Genomic DNA, 14,436 nt, shown 5'->3' with positions numbered 1-14,436 from the left:
CTGTGCAGATGACCGCACCCACCGCGACGCTCGTCGCGCCCTTCAGTGAGCCCGGCGCCCCCGCACTCCCGTGGTCCGAGGCCGAGCGGGTGCTGACGGCGGCGGAGATGTTCTGGCTGTCGACGGTACGCCGGGACGGGCGCCCGCACGTGGCTCCGTTGCCGGCCATGTGGCTGCACGGTTGTGCGTACTTCTGCACCGGCGCCGAGGAGCAGAAGGCCGTGAACCTGGCCGCCGAGCCCCGGTGCGTGCTCACCACGGGGACGAACACCTACCGGGCCGGCGTGGACGTGGTGCTGGAGGGCCGGGCCGCGCCGGTGACGGAGATGGGCGTGCTGCGCGAGCTGACGGGCCTGTGGCGTACCAAATTGGACTGGGTCTTCGAGGCCCGGGACGGGAAGTTCGTCGACCCCGATCACGGCAACCAGGCGGTGGTCTACGCCCTGCGGCCGGTCAAGGTGCTGGCCTTCACCAAGGGGCCGTACTCGCAGACCCGTTACACCTTCTGAAGCGGCTTGGTGCACAGGACGTCGGGCATCGGCAGATAGCCCTGCGCCCGCCAGAAGCCGAGCCCGGCCTCGTTGTCGGGCATCACCAGCAGGTTGACGCGCGGGCAGCCGATCGCCCGGAAGCGGCTCTCCAGCTCGGCCACCAGCGCTCCGGCGATGCCCCGGCGGCGGTGGCCGGGGTGCACGGCGAGGCGCAGGATCCAGCCGCGCCGGCCGTCCCAGGTGCCCATGACCACGCCCACGACGTCACCGTCCCGCTCGGCCACGACATAGAGCTGCGGATCCCGTGTCAGCTCCGAGCGGGGCACGACCTCGCGCCCGGCCGCCTGCCACACCGCCACCACGGCGTCGTAGTCGGACGGGGTGAACTGCCGCACGTCGATCATGGATCAATAGTTGCGGATGCCGATGCGATCGCGCCAGCAGGCGTCGGTGAGCTTCGCCCGGTAGGTGCCGTAGAGCCCGGTCACCACCTGCCGGGTGTCGCCCGACCCGGAGGCCACGACCCGCCCGGAGGCCACGTCCCACAGGCGCCACGGGCTGTCGTCGCAGACCCGGGTCCAGACCGTGATCCGATGGTCGCGGTTCACCGTGATCGGGCCGGTGGTGCAGGTGCGGGTGAAGGGCCGATACAGATAGGGCGCCCGGCACATCGACTCGTCGTTGCGCCGCCCGCCCCCCGCCGTCGCCGGAGCCGCCCCGCCGAGGACGACCGCGACGGCCGTCACCGCCGCCACCAATGCACTCTGCACTCTCATACGGCCCGAGCGTAAGCGACTGTCCCGCCCGCTCACGCCTGCGCGCGAACGACGTCCCCGCGCCGGGTGAACCTGCCCGCCCGCCCGTATCCGGGATCAGCGCCCGGGGCCGGGCAGAGCTCCGGTGCGGGTGACCTCGTCGGCGACCAGCAGCAGCTTGCGGTTGAGGTGCTGGCTGGTCGAGCGGAGCAGGGCGAAGGCGTCGTCGGCGGTGAGGCGGTGGACGCTCATGAGGATGCCGACGGCGGCGCCGATCTGGCGGCTGCCGGCCAGGGCCTGGTCGAGCTGGGCGACGCGGTCGGAGCTGCCGGCGTGCAGGAGCAGGACCCGGGCGTGGGCGGCGAAGAGGGCCGCGGTGGCGACGGCGTGCAGGTCGTAGGCGTACGGGCGGCCGCTGTAGAGGTTGAGGGCGAAGCGTTCGGGCTCGCTCTGCAGCCGGAGCGAGAGCAGGCCGCGGATCGGGGTGCGGCGGCGCACGGCGACCCGGAACTGCGCCCAGCGGCCCTCGTCGGCCAGGTCGGCGACGTGCACGGAGTCGTCGCCGCCGGCCGCCGACAGGCACGGGCCGGCGCCGAGGGCGTACTGGATGGTGTCGGCGGTCAGCGCCACCTCGTCGGAGACGGCGATGCTGCGCGGGCGGCCGTGCTCGGGCCAGGCCGTGACGGCGGCCCAGTCACAGCCGGGCACCGCGGTGACGGCCAGGCCGACGAGGCGCCGCATCGCGGTGACGCGGGTGTCACCGGTCCGCAGAAGTTCGTTGAGGCGGAGGAACGCACGAGCCAGCTCCTCATGGCCGGCGGGTTCGCACATCGGATGGTCCCTTCGGCTTCCGGACCGTTCCAGTCCACCACACGCCCCCGGCGGCGGCCAGAACCCGTCCGGGGTGTTCCGCCCTGGCAAGATCGCTACCCGCGAGTAACATAGGGGCATGGCGCAGAGCGACGGACGGCGGTTGCAAGAGGTGCTCGACGGGCGCTGGGCGCACGTGCGGCAGGCGGCGCGCGAGCAGCTCGGCGGCTCACACTTCGTGACCGTGCAGGGCGAGAGCATCGAGCAGGCCCGCGAGCGGATCACCCGGTTGCTGCGGGAGCTGCCGATCGATCCCGGCGTCGCCGCCGGCTTCCCCCGCGAGTACGGAGGGAGCGCCGACCCGGGCGCGTCGGTCGTCTCGGCCGAGATGCTGGCCCACATCGACCTCTCGCTGATGGTGAAGGCGGGCGTGCAGTGGGGCTTGTTCGGCGGAGCCGTGACGGCGCTGGGCACCGAGCGGCACCACGACGCGTACCTGCGCCGGATCGTCGACGCCGAGCTGCTCGGCTGTTTCGCGATGACCGAGACCGGCCACGGCTCGGACGTGCAGCAGCTGCGCACCACGTGCGTCTACGACCCCGGGACCGAGACGTTCGACCTGCACACGCCGCACGAGGCCGCGCGCAAGGACTACATCGGCAACGCGGCGCGCGACGGGCGCATGGCCGTCGTCTTCGCCCAGCTCATCACGCAGGGCAAGCGGTACGGTGTCCACGCCTGGCTGGTCCCGATCCGCGACGAGGACGGGCGGCCGCTGCCGGGCGTCACGATCGGCGACGACGGGCACAAGGCGGGGCTGCTCGGGGTCGACAACGGCCGGCTGTCGTTCGACCATGTGCGGGTGCCGCGCGAGATGCTGCTCGACCGGTACGGACAGGTGGCGCCGGACGGCACGTACACCAGCTCGATCGCCAACGACACCCGGCGCTTCTTCACGATGCTCGGCACCCTGGTCCGCGGTCGCGTCGTGGTCGGCGGATCGGCGTCCAGCGCGGCCAAGAGCGCTCTGACGATCGCGGTCCGCTACGGCGAGGCGCGCCGCCAGTTCACCGCGCCGGGGCAGGAGCGCGAGGTGGTCCTCAACGACTATCTGGCCCACCAGCGGGCGCTGCTCGTGCCGCTGGCGACCACGTACGCGCTGCACTTCGCCCAGGAAGAGCTGGTCACGGCGCTGCACGAGGTGCAGACGTCTTCTCCCGCGTCCTCAGCTTCGTCGGCTTCGTCCGCTTCCTCCGCGCCCGAGGAGCAGCGCCAGCGCGAGCTCGAGAGCCGGGCGGCCGGGCTCAAGGCGGCGCAGACGTGGCACGCGACCCGGACGATCCAGGCGTGTCGCGAGGCGTGCGGCGGAGCGGGCTATCTCGCCGAGAACAGGCTGCCCGGGCTGAAGGCCGACACCGACGTCTTCACGACCTTCGAGGGCGACAACACCGTCCTGCTGCAGCTGGTGGCCAAGGGCCTGCTCACCGGTTACCGCGACACGTTCGGCTCGCTCGACGGCTGGGGCCGCGCCACCTTCGTCGCCGAGCAGGTCCGGTCGATGGTCCTGGAGCGCACGGCCGCCCGCGCCCTCATCCAGCGCCTGGTCAGCGCCGTCCCCGGCCGCGACGAGGAGGTCGCCCTGACCGACCGGGGCTGGCACGTCCGCATGTTCGAGGACCGGGAGAAGCACCTGCTCGAGGGGGCCATCCGCCGCCTGCGCCAGGGCTCCGGCTTCGCGGCCTTCAACGACGTGCAGGACCACGTCCTCAAGGCCGCCGCGGCCCACATCGACCGCGTCGTGCTCGAAGCCTTCGTCGCCGCCGTCGACCGGGCGCCCGACGTAGCGCTGCTGAGCAAGGTCTGCGATCTCTACGCCCTGTCCACGATCGAGGCGGACAAGGGCTGGTACCTCGAGCACCAGTTCCTGACCCCGGCCCGCTCCAAGGCCGTCACCGCCAAGGTCAACGACCTCCTCAAGCAGCTCCGGCCGCACCTGCGCACCCTGGTCGACGCCTTCGCCATCCCCGACGCGTGGCTCGACGCCGCCATCCTGCGCGAGGAGCCCGCCCGCCAGGAGACGATGGCCGCCCACGACCAGCCGCTCGGCGCGACAGCGACGAAGCTGGAGGTCGCCCCGGCCTGAGGGTGCGGTCGGGGTCGTCGCGGACACGACGGCCGGCGCCCTGGGCCTGCGACCGCAGAAGGTGCTGCAGTTCGACCCGGGCGCCGCCGACCCGCTGGTCCGCGAGTTCTACGAGCACACCAGCCGTTTCAAGCTAGACATCAGGCCCGCGTGGCGGCTCTGGGTGCGCCCCGGCTACCTGCTCTACCGCACCCTCGTGGCCCGCCCGCTCGGCCAGGCCAACGTGCCGATGAACCAGCGCGAGGCGCTCCGCGGCGTCCGCAGCCGCATCGACACCATCACACCGGACGGTCAGGAACTGGCCGCCGTGCCCGGCTTCACCGAGCGCCTCGACGTCCACACCGAGGACGGCCGCCTGCTCGCCGAACACGCCTTCTCCCTCTACGGCATCCCGTTCCTCACGTTGCACTACACGATCACGCGCGCGGGAAGCTGAGCGGCGGGTCCGGGGTCAGCGGGAGGGCAGGGTCATGATCTCGGCGCCGTCGGGGGTGATGGCGATGGTGTGCTCGGTGTGGGCGGTGCGGCCGCCGGTGGCGCTTTTCAGGGTCCAGCCGTCGGCGTCGGTGATGAGCTGGTCGGTGTCGGCCATGATCCAGGGTTCGAGGGCCAGGAGCAGGCCCGCGCGCAGCTTGTAGCCGCGGCCCGGGCGGCCCGTGTTGGCGATGTGCGGGTCCTGGTGCATGGTCGAGCCGACCCCGTGCCCGCCGAACTCGGTGTTCACCGTGTAGCCGGCGCCGGCCAAAACCGTGCCGATCGCGTGGGAGATGTCGCCGGTGCGGACGCCGGGGCCGGCGGTGGCGATGCCGGTTTCGAGGGCGCGCTCGGTGGCGGTGATCAGGGCCGTGTCCTCGGGGCGGGCGGCGCCGCCGACGACGAAGCTGATGGCCGAGTCGGCGACGACCCCGCCCAGGGAGACGGCCAGGTCGAGGGAGAGCAGGTCGCCGTCGGCCAGGGTGTAGTCGTGGGGCAGGCCGTGCAGCACGGCGTCGTTGACGGAGGTGCAGATGTAGTGGCCGAAGGGGCCGCGGCCGAAGGAGGGGGCGTAGTCGACGTAGCAGGACTCGGCGCCCGCGTCGACGATCATCGTCTGGGCCCACCGGTCGATCTCCAGCAGGTTCACCCCGGCGGCGCTGCGGCCCTTCAGCTCTTGCAGGATGTCGGCGACCAGGGCGCCGGTGCGGCGTGCCCGCGGCAGGTCGGTGGGGTCCAGGATCTCGATCACGGCGGCGCCTTCTCTCGCGTACCAATAACTATCCCGGGAATACTATCCCGGTATTAGAATCGGCCGCATGGTCAGGTTGCCGCTCACGGAAGAAGAGGTCGAGCGCGGGCAGCGGCTCGGTGCCCTGCTGCGGCGGGCCCGGGGTGAGCGCTCGATGCTGCTCACCGCGCTGGAGGCGGGCGTCTCGCCGGAGACCCTGCGCAAGATCGAGTCCGGCCGTGTGGCGACCCCCGCCTTCCCCACCATCGCCGCGATCGCCGCCGCGCTCGGCCTGTCCCTCGACGAGATCTGGTCCGAGATCAGCAAGACCCCGCACATCAGCCGGCTCGCTTCCTAGGCGCTGCTGGCCAGGCGCCGATAGTCGTCCGCCCGGGTGAGGGCCAGCGCCACCAGCGCCGCCGCGGCCAGCGCCCACACCGGCGCGGCGCCGGGGTGCAGCGCCACCGACAGCTGGTTGGTGGAGAGGCTGGGCAGGATGACGGCGAGCGCCCAGGCACTTCCCACGGCGATCGCCGCCCGCCGGACGCCGATCCGGCCGCCCAGGGCGACGGCGGCCGCCACGCAGGCCAGGCTCGGCAGCAGCGCCAGGGCCAGGGAGGCGCCCACGCCGGCGACGAGACCGACGACGGCCAGGGCGGGCACGACGACGGCCAGGACGGCGGCGGCCCGGCGCAGCAGCATGGCCAGGCCGGCGCCGGGCGTGGCGGCGATCAGCTCCCAGGCCGGGTCGGTGCGCCGCGACCAGGCGACGGCGACGCCGGGCAGCGGGGCGATCGGCGCCAGCAGCAGCACCAGCGACGGCAGGACCGGGGTGGCGCGCTCGAGGGCGGCCGCGCAGATCAGCACGGCCACGGTCATGACGACCCACGGCAGCATGGTGCCGGCCAGCCAGCGGCGGCGGGCGGCACCCCAGCGGCGGGCCGGGCGGGCCGGGGCGGGCTCGGTCTCCAGGGCCCGGTCCAGCTCGGCGCCGACCCGGTCGAGCAGGCTCAGCGTGTCGGCGGGCAGGCCGGCGACCAGGCGGGCCCGGCAGTCGGGGCAGGTCTCGAGGTGGGCCTCGATCGTCCACACGGCGGCGTCGTCGAGACCGGGCGCGCCCTCGGCGTAGCGGGCCAGGGCGGTCTGGTGGGGGTGGGTCATGACAGCGCCTCCCGCAGCGCGATCCGGGCCCGCCGCGCGCGGGTCTTCACGGTGCCTTCCGGCACGCCGAGCAGGACCGACGTCTCCCGGACGCTCAGCCCGTCGAGGACCATCGCCCGCAGCACCAGGCGCAGGTCGGCCGGCAGCCGGAGCAGGGCCAGCTCGAGGTCCTGCCCGACCCGCCCGGCGAGCGCCTCCTCCTCGGCGGCGGGGGCGGCCGGGTCGGCCAGGGCGACCGGGGGTGGCTGGTTGTGCCGGGCCCGCCGCCGGAACGCGTCGACCAGGCGGTTGGCGGCGATCGTCCAGACCCAGCCCACCGCGCTGCCCGAGGCGGCCGAGCCGGCGAACCCGCCCGCCGCCCGCCACACCGCCAGATAGGTCTCCTGCAGCACGTCGGCGATCACGTCCTCGTCGGCGCAGCGCCGCCGCAGCCGCACGGTCAGCCACGGCGACGTGCGCCGGTAGAACTCGTCGAATGCCTGCCGGTCCCCGCGGGCGACCCGGCGCACGAGCTCCTCCTCGTCTCTCACATAGGGCAAGACGACGAGCACCTCCCCGCGGTTCTCGAAATTCGGTGGCGCCGGAAGAAAAGCGGAGGACAAGATGAAGCCATGCGCAGCAACCCGATGACGACGACGCCGGCCACCCCGGCGTCGCCATCGCGTTAACCAGCGCACCGACCCGGGCACGACGCCCGGGCAGCTCCTGGGCGCGTGCCCCCGCACCCCCGGGAGACATCATGATCGACCACCGCAAGCTCGGCCGCGAGCTGGACATCTTCGACTCCGACCCACTCATCGGCGCGGGCCTGCCCTTCTGGCTCCCGGCCGGGGCCGCCGCGCGCCACGAGGTCGAGTCCTATCTGCACGAGCTCGAGCGCCGCGCCGGCTACCAGCACGTCTTCTCCCCCGTGCTCGGTCGCCGCCGCATGTACGAATTGTCCGGTCACTGGGCGAACTTCGCCGACGACATGTTCCCCCCGATCCCGGACGGTGACGAGGAACTCGTGCTGCGGCCCAGCCTGTGCCCGCATCACGCGCTGATGTTCAAGGCGCGCGGCCGGTCGTACCGGGAGCTGCCCCTGCGGATCGCCGAGCTGGGCACCATGTACCGCGCCGAGCGCTCCGGCGTGCTCGGCGGCCTGAGCCGGGTGCGGGCGATCCAGCTCAACGACGCGCACATCTTCTGCGCCCTGGACCAGGTCGAGGCGGAGATCGCCGGCAGCCTGCGCCTGATGCGCCAGGCCCACGCGGCACTCGGACTGCCGAAGGCCCGGTATCAGCTGTCCCTGCGCGGCGACGGCAGCAAGTACGCGGGCTCGGACGAGGCGTGGGAAGCGGCCGGCCAGATGTTGAAGAGCGCGCTGGGCGACGAGGACTATGACGAGCAGCGCGGGGAGGCGGCGTTCTACGGGCCGAAGATCGACGTGCAGATGAGCGACGCCCAGGGCCGCGAGTTCACCATCGCCACCGTGCAGGTCGACTTCTACCAGCCGGAGCGGTTCGGGCTCAGCTACATCGGCGCCGACGGGCGGAAACAGCAGCCGGTCATGGTGCACCGCAGCCTGGCCGGGTCGATGGAACGGCTGTTCGCGCTGCTCCTGGAGGTGCATGGCGGGGCTTTCCCCCTCTGGTACGCCCCCGAGCAGCTCCGCGTCGTCCCGGTGGGCGTGGCCCAGGGGCCCGCGGCCGAGGCGGTGGTCCGGGCGGCGGTCGAGGGCGGGCTGCGCGCGGGGCTCGACGCGGACGGCTCGGTGGGCGCGCGCGTGCGGGCGGCGGTCGCGCACAGGATTCCGTACGCGGGAATCGTCGGTGAGCGTGAGGCGGCGGCCGGCCTGGTGGCGCTGCGGGGCCGGGACGGACGTCAGCTCGCCCCGATGCCCGTGGCCGACGCGGTGACCCTGCTCCGCCGCGAGGTCGAGGCCGGAAAGCAGGCTCAGCCCGCGGCGGAAAAGCAGAGCCAGCTCGCGGCCGGAAAGGAGGGTCAACCCGCGGCGGGGTGAAGCAGCACAGGGGTTCAGAATGCACGTGGCGGCGGGGCCAGCGTCCGCAGCGCCTCGATGACGCTGGCGATGTGGTCGCGCATCGCCGCCTCCGCCGCCGGGGCGTCCCGGTCGCGGACGGCGGCGATGACGCGCTCGTGCTGGGGCAGTGAGGTCTGCGGGCGCCCGGGCAGCATCGACAGCATGAACTGGTGCCGCACGAGCTGACCGCGCAGCGTCTCGATGATGCCGTCGGCGGTGCCGTGCCCGGCGATCTGCCGGATCAGCGCGTGCAGCCGCTGGTTGAGATCGCTGTAGTGGCGGAACTCCTCGGCGGCGACGGCCGCGCGCATCTGGCGGCCGATCTCGGCCAGGGCGGCGGCCTGCTCGTCGGTGACGCGTTCGGCGGCGCGCGCGGCGACCAGGCCCTCCAGGACCATGCGGACCTCGGTGATCTCGACCGCCTCGGCCAGCGAGACCTTGCGGACCATGGCGCCGCGGTTGCGCTGCATCTCGATCAGGCCCTCGCTGGCCAGCTCCTGCAGCGCGGCCCGCACGGTGAAGCGGCTCGCCCGGAAGCGCTCGGTCAGCTGCAGCTCGACCAGGCGCTCGCCGGGCAGGTACTCCCCGCCCAGGATGGCGGTGCGCAGCGCGTCGCGGGTCTCCGCGGCGGTGGCGGCCGGGCTCCGGCGGCCGGGCGGGGCGGTGGCTTCGTCCTGCTCAGCGGGCATGGCCGCCAGGATATCCCGGACCGGTGACGAGCTTGTCGCCCACCGCACGCGGCCACGTCTGGTAGCCGTGCGAGTAGAGCCCCTCACCCACCCAGTGATAGTCGCCCCGGGCGGCGGCCGGGGACATCGCCCGGACCCCGTTGATCGACCCGGGCGTACGGCCGGTCTCGACCCAGGCCATCACCGGGGTGAGCACGTCGAAGGGCTGCCCGCCGCCGCAGTGGGCCACGCCCGGGAACATGTAGAGCCGGGCGTACCGCGCGGGGTCGCGCAGCTCCGAGAAGTAGGCCAGGGTCGAGCGCGGCGCGATGTGCTGGTCGTTCCAGCCGTGCCAGAGCAGCAGCTTGCCCCCGGACCGCCGGAAGGCGCTCAGATCGGGGTCCATGGCCGCCATGTACGCACTCGACGGCAGCACAGTCCGCCAGAACGACGCCACCGTGAACTCGAGATCGCTCAGCTGGTAGTCCGGCCGCGCGTGGTTCGGGTCGGCCAGGTAGCGCAGATAGGAGAGGGCGAAACTCTCACTGGCCACGGGCGCGGTCGGGGTGGCCGGCACGAAGAGGGTCCACTCCAGCTCGGAGCCCCACTCGTGGCCGACGGGCACCTCGAGCCGGCGGCCGCGGGCGTCGGTAGCGCCGTCGTGCAGCTTGCGGACCACAGTGGCCTCGGCGGCGGTGAGACAGGTGGCCGGGTTCGCGCAGACCAGGCTGAACGGGTCGAAGTGGCACTGTCGCGGGTCGTCGAGCACGGGCCCGCAGGCCGCCAGCACGGCGTTGTGGATCAGGGGCAGCTTGGCGGCGAGCAGGATCGCCCGGCCGGACGAGTCGCGGTTGGCCAGGACGTTCCACGCGTGGTGGAAGGTGTTCTGTACGGCCATGTTGGTGGCGGGCGCCCCGGCGGCGATGCCGTCGAAGTCGTCCGGGAAGCGCTGGGCCTCCATGAGCGCCTCGCGCCCGCCGTCGGAGCAGCCGGTGAAGTATGAGTACCGCGGCGCCCGCCCGTAGAACGCCGTGATGATCCGCTTGGCCGTCACCGCCGTCTCGTGCACCCCGCGGTAGGCGAAGTCGATCTGCGCCTGCGGGTTGCCGGCCGCCCACGAGCCGTCGTTCTGCCCCTGGTGGCCCATGTCGGTGGTGGCGCTGGCGACCGAGCCGTCCTCCACCACGGGGCACCCGGCGGCCTGCCCGTAGTTGATGGTCGCGGTGCCGCAGAGCCCGCCGCAGCCGGTCTGCACGTAGCGCTGGGTCCAGCCGCCGAGGGGCAGCCGGACGACGATCGTGTCGGCCGGGGCGATCGTGCCGCGCACTTCGCAGGTGGCCCCGGCGACGGTCGCGGAGGTGAGCGTGACGCCGGGCAGCCGCAGCCCGGTGACCTCGGCGCAGACCATGACCGGCGGCAGCGGCTTCAGATCGGCGAGGCCGCCGGGTGAGGCGAATCCGCACGTGCCGAGGAGGAGGACGAGGACAAGGAGACGTTTCATCGTGAGCCCTCCGGGAGGCGGGGGTAAACGCGGCGGGCGTTGAGCTCGTAGACCCGGGCCAGGTCGGCGGCCGGCAGGCCCAGCGCGTCCACGTACCGGCGGGTGTCGTCGAAGTGATGGCCGGTCTGCGGGTCGATGCCGCGCACGGCGCCGATGGCCTCCGAGCCGAAGAGGATGTTGCCGGTGTCGATCACGCCGAACAGCAGGTCGATGCCCGGCTGGTGGTAGACGCACGTGTCGAAGAAGACGTTGTCCGCCAGCGACGTCAGCGGCGGCCGCCCGAGCATGTCGGCCAGACCCCGGAAACGACCCCAGTGGTACGGGACCGCGCCGCCCCCGTGCGGGATGACGAACCGCAACCCCGGGAACGTCGTGAACAAATCGGACTGGACGAACTGCATGAACGCCGTGGTGTCCGCGTTGAGATAGTGCGAGCCGGTCGCGTGGAAGCTGGCGTTGGTCACGGCGGAGACGTGGACCATGGCCGGGACGTCGAGTTCGCTCAGGGTCTCGTACAGGGGGAACCAGGTCTTGTCGGTCAGCGGCGGGGCCGTCCAGTGCCCGCCGCTCGGGTCGGGGTTGAGGTTGACGCCCACGAAGCCCAGCTCGGTCACGCACCGGCGCAGCTCGCCGATCGACCGCTCGATCGGGACGCCGACGGCCTGCGGCAGCTGCCCGACCCCGGCGAAGCGCCCGGGGAAGAGGGCCACCACGCGGGCGATGAGCTCGTTGCACGCGCGGGTCCAGGCCAGGCTGACGCTCTCGTCGCCGGCATGGTGACCCATGGCCGACGCGCGGGGCGAGAAGATCGTGAGGTCGATGCCGCGCTCGTCCATCAGCCGCAGCTGGCCGGTCTCGATCGACTCGCGGATCTCGTCGTCGGACAGGTGCGGGTAGCGCGGCGGGGCCTGCCCGCTCTCGTACGCCGCCAGCTGCGCCTCCCGCCAACCGGTGTGCGCCGCCGGGGCGGTCGTGTAGTGCCCGTGACAGTCGATGATCATGTGAGCCCCCGGTCGCGCAGGTCGATCAGCAGGTCCCGGGCGGCCGCGGCGATCCGGGGCGGCACCCCCAGGTCGTCCAGTTGCGCCGCGGCGGCGGTCATCTCGTCGGCGCGGCGCCGGGCGTGCCGGTGGGTGCCGTCGACGAGCCGGTCGATCGTGCGCTCGTCGAAGCCGGTCAGCTCGGCGCTGATGTTGGCGCGCAGCCACGGCTCGCAGCCGGCCTTCCCGGCGGCGGCCAGGGCCTCGACCACGGCCGCGGCGAGTCCCTTGTAGAAGACGCTGCGCAGCAGTTTGCGGGAGCTCGCCTCGCCGGCCGGGCCCTCCTGCACCGTCACGTCGGCGCCGAGCGAAGTCACAATGTCGGAAAAGCGAGTGGCATCCTCTCCGGACGCCAGCATCGGTGTCCGCAACCCCCGCCCGGGCACGGGAGACATCAGCGCGACATCGACGACCGAAATATCCGGACCAGCACAGGACACAAGCGTCGCTTTCACCGAGGGCGCCGCGGTGTTGAGGTCGGCCCAGATCGTCCCGGGCCGCAGCGCGGGCAACGACATCTCCAGGGCCGGCAGCGCGTCGTGCGAGCTGTTGACGCTCAGGACGAGATCGGCGTCGCGAACGGCGTCGGCATCCGATTGCCGCTCCTCGACGACACCGAGCGTGCGGACCGGGTCGAAGCCGCTCACGGCGGCCCCGGCGGCCACCAGATCGGCGGCGATCAGAGAGCCGGCCTCCCCGAGACCCAGCACGGCGATCCTCATGACGGGACCACCGGCGTCCCGTGCGTGTGGAACGTCTCGATCGTCTTCAGGCCCCACGCCTGCCCCTTGGCGCGCTCCGCGCGGGTCCAGCTGATCGTGCGCCAGTCCGGCGCGAGGATCAGGCGGGCTCCGGCGTTGCAGAGCTCGATCCGGTTGCCGCCGGGCTCCCACACGTACAGGAAGAAGGTCTGCTGAATGGCGTGTTTGTGCGGCCCGGTCTCGATGTGCACGCCGGCGTCGAGGCAGACGTCGGCGGCGCGCAGGATCTCCTCGCGGGTGTCGGTGGCGAAGGCCACGTGGTGCAGGCGCCCGCGGCTGCCGGTCCAGTCCTCGGTGTAGACGAGGTCGTACGTCTTGTTGCCCAGCGAGTACCAGACGGCCTGCGGGCTGCCGTCGTCCTTGACGATCCGCTCGGTGCAGCGCGCCCCGAGCACGTCGGTGAGGAACGTCGCGGTGGCCGGCACGTCGGCGGTCAGATAGTTGACGTGGTCGAGCCGGCGCACGTTGGCGCCGCGCGCCGGATAGGCCGCCGCCTGATTCTTGAGCGCGGGCCGGTCGGCGTCGCCGGCCGTGTACCAGTCGACGTCCCAGTAGATGCCCAGCTCGTGGCCGTCGGGGTCGGTGGCGAGCACGACCTCGCCGAGCGCCGGGACGTCGGTGACCACGCCGGACTTGCCGACGGCGGCGGCGAGCCGGTCGCGCGCCTGCGGACTCGCGGCTCGCAGATAGGTTCGCCCGATGCCCGCCGCCGCCGACCGCACGAGCCGCACGGTCCAGGCCGCGTAGTCGTCCCACGTGTGCAGATAGACCGACCCGGCGTCACGGTGGACCTCGCGCAGCCCGAGGATTCGCACGAAGAAGTCGGCCGACTCGTCGAGCACGGGCGTGCGCAGCTCGATCGGCCCCACGTGCGCGAGGTCGCGGCGGCGGTCGGGGTCGTGGGTCAGCATGGCGCGGGTCCTTTCGTGGCCGGGCGGGGCCACACGAGCCCGTCGGCCAGTTTGCGGGCGGTGCGAACGACGGAGCTGCTTCTCATCCTCGTTTCGTCGAGTTCCACCGACACCGTCGCGGTCCCGCCGGGATGTTCGACGCCGGCTCCTTCGCCGGCCGGGAAGACCGTTCCCGGGGTACGCACCCCCGCCGCGACCGACACCGCCCCGAGCACCCCGATCGCCGCGTGCACCCGGTGCGGGATGAACGTGCGGGTGCTCACCAGCCCGCCGTGCCGGGGCGCGCTCAGCAGCGAGACCTTCGGCACGGTCGACTCCCGGACGTCGCCGAGGCCCATGGCCGGGCCGGCCTCCAGGCGGATCTTCTCCACGATCGCCCGCAGCTCGTCGTCGGCCTCCAACTGCTCGGGGCTTTCCGTGCCCGCCACACCGACGTCCTCCGCGCGGACCAGCACCACGGGCATCCCGGCGTCCACACAGGTCACCTCGACGCCGGCGAAGCGGTCGACGCGGCGACCCGTGGGGAAGATCTCCCTGTCCCCGCCGGGAAACGTCAGCTCGATGCCGTCCTCGTAGCTCACCTCGCCGCCGGGGGTCGGGACCTTCGCCACGGCCCAGGACTCGTGCGGGTTGACGAGCCGGATGCGGACCTCGGTGCGGGCGCCGGCGACCGGGACCAGGCCGCGCTCGATCGCGAAGGGGCCGACCCCGGCGAGCAGATTGCCGCAGGTCTGCGCGGCGCTGACCACAGGCCGGTCCGGCACGACCTGGAGGAAGAGGTAGTCGACGCCGTGGTCGCCCGGCGCCACGACAGCGACCTTGCTGGTCAGCGGATGGCCGCCGCCGATGCCGTCGACCTGGTGCTCACCGGGCGACCCCATGATCCGCACCAGCACGTCGTCCCGGTCGCCGGGCAGGTCCTGCGCCAGGAAGAAGGCGCCCTTCGAGGTGCCACCGCGCATCTGCAT

At 72.9% G+C, this 14,436-nt stretch carries 17 protein-coding genes; 5 read left to right on the top strand and 12 right to left on the bottom strand.

The features are described from left to right. Nucleotides 1-8: 8 nt before the first annotated feature. On the top strand, nucleotides 9-509 hold the full coding sequence (locus tag RAN62_RS30535; RefSeq protein ID WP_305788269.1) for a pyridoxamine 5'-phosphate oxidase family protein: 501 nt from the start codon (nucleotides 9-11) through the stop codon (nucleotides 507-509). On the opposite strand, the gene RAN62_RS30530 is transcribed toward RAN62_RS30535, so the two are convergent. From RAN62_RS30530 to RAN62_RS30520, 3 genes are all read right to left on the bottom strand, one after another. Beyond that, a complete protein-coding gene (locus tag RAN62_RS30530; protein ID WP_305788268.1) occupies nucleotides 497-895 on the bottom strand; it encodes a GNAT family N-acetyltransferase in 399 nt (132 codons plus the stop codon). The two genes, RAN62_RS30535 and RAN62_RS30530, sit on opposite strands and share 13 nt — an antisense overlap. A 3-nt stretch (nucleotides 896-898) precedes the next feature. Continuing rightward, complete coding sequence (locus RAN62_RS30525; protein ID WP_305788267.1) at nucleotides 899-1,267, bottom strand: hypothetical protein; 369 nt, start codon at nucleotides 1,265-1,267, stop codon at nucleotides 899-901. Nucleotides 1,268-1,363: 96 nt separating this feature from the next. Further along, nucleotides 1,364-2,077: an ANTAR domain-containing protein gene (locus RAN62_RS30520; protein ID WP_305788266.1), complete on the bottom strand. Its 714-nt coding sequence runs from the start codon at nucleotides 2,075-2,077 to the stop codon at nucleotides 1,364-1,366. 118 nt (nucleotides 2,078-2,195) lie between these two features. Here RAN62_RS30520 and RAN62_RS30515 point away from each other — a divergent pair, with 118 nt between their 5' ends. Both RAN62_RS30515 and RAN62_RS30510 read left to right on the top strand, forming a co-directional pair. Continuing rightward, a complete protein-coding gene (locus RAN62_RS30515) occupies nucleotides 2,196-4,199 on the top strand; it encodes an acyl-CoA dehydrogenase family protein (RefSeq protein ID WP_305788265.1) in 2,004 nt (667 codons plus the stop codon). 61 nt (nucleotides 4,200-4,260) lie between these two features. Continuing rightward, nucleotides 4,261-4,635, top strand: coding sequence for a hypothetical protein (locus tag RAN62_RS30510; RefSeq protein WP_305788264.1), 375 nt, complete (start codon nucleotides 4,261-4,263; stop codon nucleotides 4,633-4,635). Between the two features lie 15 nt (nucleotides 4,636-4,650). Here the strand turns inward: RAN62_RS30510 and map are convergent, their stop codons facing one another. Next, a complete protein-coding gene (gene map / locus RAN62_RS30505) occupies nucleotides 4,651-5,424 on the bottom strand; it encodes a type I methionyl aminopeptidase (protein WP_305788263.1) in 774 nt (257 codons plus the stop codon). Nucleotides 5,425-5,491: 67 nt separating this feature from the next. Here map and RAN62_RS30500 point away from each other — a divergent pair, with 67 nt between their 5' ends. Beyond that, entirely contained in the window at nucleotides 5,492-5,761 is a 270-nt protein-coding gene (locus RAN62_RS30500; protein ID WP_305788262.1) for a helix-turn-helix domain-containing protein, read from the top strand. Here RAN62_RS30500 and RAN62_RS30495 read toward each other — a convergent pair. Both RAN62_RS30495 and RAN62_RS30490 read right to left on the bottom strand, forming a co-directional pair. Continuing rightward, the gene (locus RAN62_RS30495) at nucleotides 5,758-6,564 is read right to left on the bottom strand and encodes a cupin domain-containing protein (RefSeq protein WP_305788261.1); all 807 of its coding nucleotides are present in this window, start codon (nucleotides 6,562-6,564) and stop codon (nucleotides 5,758-5,760) included. The two genes, RAN62_RS30500 and RAN62_RS30495, sit on opposite strands and share 4 nt — an antisense overlap. After that, nucleotides 6,561-7,094 carry an RNA polymerase sigma factor gene (locus RAN62_RS30490; protein WP_305788409.1) on the bottom strand — a complete coding sequence of 178 codons (534 nt, stop codon included), beginning with the start codon at nucleotides 7,092-7,094 and terminating at the stop codon, nucleotides 6,561-6,563. Before RAN62_RS30490 ends, RAN62_RS30495 begins: the two co-directional genes overlap by 4 nt. Nucleotides 7,095-7,303: 209 nt before the next feature. Between RAN62_RS30490 and thrS the strand changes: the two genes are divergently transcribed. Continuing rightward, on the top strand, nucleotides 7,304-8,566 hold the full coding sequence (thrS, locus tag RAN62_RS30485; RefSeq protein WP_305788260.1) for a threonine--tRNA ligase: 1,263 nt from the start codon (nucleotides 7,304-7,306) through the stop codon (nucleotides 8,564-8,566). A gap of 14 nt (nucleotides 8,567-8,580) precedes the next feature. Here the strand turns inward: thrS and RAN62_RS30480 are convergent, their stop codons facing one another. From RAN62_RS30480 to RAN62_RS30455, 6 genes are read right to left on the bottom strand one after another with little or no spacing between them, the layout of a single operon-like run. Further along, nucleotides 8,581-9,276, bottom strand: coding sequence for a GntR family transcriptional regulator (locus RAN62_RS30480; protein ID WP_305788259.1), 696 nt, complete (start codon nucleotides 9,274-9,276; stop codon nucleotides 8,581-8,583). Beyond that, on the bottom strand, nucleotides 9,266-10,756 hold the full coding sequence (locus RAN62_RS30475; RefSeq protein ID WP_305788258.1) for a tannase/feruloyl esterase family alpha/beta hydrolase: 1,491 nt from the start codon (nucleotides 10,754-10,756) through the stop codon (nucleotides 9,266-9,268). Before RAN62_RS30475 ends, RAN62_RS30480 begins: the two co-directional genes overlap by 11 nt. Further along, on the bottom strand, nucleotides 10,753-11,757 hold the full coding sequence (locus RAN62_RS30470) for an amidohydrolase family protein (protein ID WP_305788257.1): 1,005 nt from the start codon (nucleotides 11,755-11,757) through the stop codon (nucleotides 10,753-10,755). The genes RAN62_RS30475 and RAN62_RS30470 overlap by 4 nt, the downstream gene beginning before the upstream one ends. Beyond that, a complete protein-coding gene (locus tag RAN62_RS30465) occupies nucleotides 11,754-12,518 on the bottom strand; it encodes a DUF1932 domain-containing protein (RefSeq protein WP_305788256.1) in 765 nt (254 codons plus the stop codon). The genes RAN62_RS30470 and RAN62_RS30465 overlap by 4 nt, the downstream gene beginning before the upstream one ends. Then, nucleotides 12,515-13,468, bottom strand: a complete 954-nt coding sequence (locus tag RAN62_RS30460) for a VOC family protein (RefSeq protein WP_305788255.1) — start codon at nucleotides 13,466-13,468, stop codon at nucleotides 12,515-12,517. Before RAN62_RS30460 ends, RAN62_RS30465 begins: the two co-directional genes overlap by 4 nt. Continuing rightward, nucleotides 13,462-14,436: a PrpF domain-containing protein gene (locus RAN62_RS30455; RefSeq protein ID WP_305788254.1), complete on the bottom strand. Its 975-nt coding sequence runs from the start codon at nucleotides 14,434-14,436 to the stop codon at nucleotides 13,462-13,464. The genes RAN62_RS30460 and RAN62_RS30455 overlap by 7 nt, the downstream gene beginning before the upstream one ends.

Source organism: Symbioplanes lichenis, assembly GCF_030709675.1.
Taxonomy (GTDB): Bacteria; Actinomycetota; Actinomycetes; order Mycobacteriales; family Micromonosporaceae; genus Actinoplanes; species Actinoplanes lichenis.
This window is presented reverse-complemented; position numbering and strand designations above follow the sequence as displayed.